The organism is Heyndrickxia sporothermodurans (assembly GCF_003055045.1).
Taxonomy (GTDB): Bacteria; Bacillota; Bacilli; order Bacillales; family Bacillaceae_C; genus Heyndrickxia; species Heyndrickxia sporothermodurans.
This window is the reverse complement of sequence record NZ_NAZB01000090.1, coordinates 1-2,241: the sequence shown is the minus strand read 5'-3', so window position 1 is coordinate 2,241 and position 2,241 is coordinate 1. Positions and strand designations below refer to the sequence as shown.

General features: G+C 34.0%; 4 protein-coding genes. All 4 read right to left on the bottom strand.

What is annotated here, in order from left to right; genetic code table 11:
• Nucleotides 1–129 precede the first annotated feature (129 nt).
• Nucleotides 130–411 carry a YwqI/YxiC family protein gene (locus tag B5V89_RS19700; protein WP_108073687.1) on the bottom strand — a complete coding sequence of 94 codons (282 nt, stop codon included), beginning with the start codon at nt 409–411 and terminating at the stop codon, nt 130–132.
• Complete coding sequence (locus B5V89_RS19695) at nt 408–767, bottom strand: YwqH-like family protein (RefSeq protein WP_108073685.1); 360 nt, start codon at nt 765–767, stop codon at nt 408–410. Before B5V89_RS19695 ends, B5V89_RS19700 begins: the two co-directional genes overlap by 4 nt.
• 345 nt (nt 768–1,112) lie before the next feature.
• Nucleotides 1,113–1,562 carry an SMI1/KNR4 family protein gene (locus B5V89_RS19690; protein WP_107921443.1) on the bottom strand — a complete coding sequence of 150 codons (450 nt, stop codon included), beginning with the start codon at nt 1,560–1,562 and terminating at the stop codon, nt 1,113–1,115.
• Nucleotides 1,563–1,577: 15 nt separating this feature from the next.
• On the bottom strand, nt 1,578–2,241 hold a 664-nt coding region (locus B5V89_RS19685), incomplete at its 5' end, for an HNH/ENDO VII family nuclease (RefSeq protein WP_244913554.1).

The window sequence follows — 2,241 nt, the reverse complement described above, 5'->3', positions numbered from 1 at the left end:
AATGATTCCGTCAATGGCATGCTGTAATTGTTCAATTTGTTCATTCAATGCTTCCAGTCGTTCTTGAATTTGATCCATATCAGCACGAAACCCATGAACATCAAGTACTTTCATTCTCTCACCAGCTTTCTACTTCATCGGCTGAAATTGCTCGGAAACTCGTTCGTCCAATTCTTTCATACTTTTAATTGCTTCCTTTGTGGCATTTTCACTTTTTAGTAAAAAAGATTGATAGCTTTGTAGAATTTTTTGAACGTCAGCCCCTATTTCATTAAACCGTGAAATGACATCCATATGATTTTTACCACCAATATCTGTTGGAAATGATGTTTTTAGGGATTTGGCTTCGGATTGAAGATTGGCTAGTTTTTGTGCTATTTCTGTATACTGAACCTTAATTTCTGTACTCATTTCTCCTTTTCCTCCTCCCTCAGTCTTTCGATTTCGGATTGAATAGCTCTTCTAAAACTATTTATTTCGCGGGTTATTGTTTGAATTTCTTGATGTAAAACGGTTAGAGATTTATCTATTTGATTATTTTTAATATCTTTATAGTTTTGAAGAATGCCATCGCGACGGATCCGTTCAAAATCCTTTGCAAACTTACCACGCCAAGTTGTGGGACTTAACTCAGGAGATAAACAAAATCGTTGATTGGCTTTAAACTCATTCCGACATTCTTTTAATTCACGTTCGCATGTATGTAGTCGTTCTAATTGATCCTGCTTGTTACATAACTGTCTATTTAGATAAGAAAGTGTACTCATACGTTCACCACTTTATTGTTAATGAGATTTTATGGGTATATTATCCAACTAAGGGAGGATAGAGTCAATTTGAATTTGGATTTTTATATAGGGGTCTCAATTCCCTTTGAGGTGTAAACAATGAAAGTTCGTCTGCGAAAAATTTGTCATATTAGCTTCTTCACTATTAATTTCTAAATACAGGAATTACATAGATCGAATTGATGATTTTTTGGAAACAATAAAACTTAATCACTTATATTACAGGAATAAAAAAATGACCGATAATGTACTAACATCAACGGTCAACTATCTGTGTTTTTTATTTTTTTAATATCGATTATAATTTCTTTCTATTTATCTATCTTAAAAGTCTTCTTCCCATGCTTCTTTTGCATCCAACAACCTTTGTGATAAAAACTCATAAAAATTTTCTGCCGTATTGTAGTCATCAAGTCCTCCTTGCTTATTCCACGCTATTACTGGGCACTCATTATTCTCCATATTGCTTGTATCTAAACAATAAGCATATTCATCTACATCCTCAATAACTACTAAATTCTCATTCATTCCTAATTCCCTATAACGCTCCGTTTCCATAACAACAGTAGCAATATTAGACCTAGCCACTCCTAAAATATCTACACCATATAAACCACCAGATCCGTAATTATTTAAAAACCATTTGTAACTTTCTGGCAATTTTAGCTTGAGGGTATCTTGAACATAATCAATCTGTTTTCCATCTACTCCTCCAGTAAAATCATCTAATTCCATATTTTTTTTAATAAAATTGGTTAATTCCTGTTTATTCATACAGAATTTCTCCTTTTATAATTCGCCATTATCTATTTGTTTAGCTCTCCATCTCCAATATTTCGATCTGAAGTTTTCATATTGTTTTTTCAATACAGGGTCATTTCTAAAGCTTCCTCCATTCTCCACTAAACCATGTAATATTCTATAATATTCTTTATGCATACTACCTGGGAGTTCTACCATTGAACCAGGTTCTCTTTGGATTATATGATGAAGTTCTATTTTAGTCCCATCTTTCCAAATTGGAGGTCTTCCGCTTTTCATTAATTGATAATTTGTCTTACCAGTTTTAGGGTCAACCCTATCATAATCAATATCTATCCTTTGATAGACCCGTCTGCTAGTATCCCTAACTTCTCCATTAATTTTAGTTGTACCATTATACTCTACAGTCTTATAATTTTTATAGTCTTTCCACGTACCCTTAGTACCATCCCCAAACGCTTTCCTCGCCGCCAGCTGAATCTGATCCTCCAAATGATTCATCACATTATAAGGAATGGGGCCAGCAGTAACGGTACCCATAGATGGAGTAAATCCCTCAACCTTGGTCGTTATTCTACCAAGGTTCCCCACTTTTGTACTTACACTACCTGCTTTACTTATCCCTTTATCACCTAAAACACCAATTCCTAAAGTGGTAAAAAGGTAAGTAAAATATTTACTCCTACTTTCC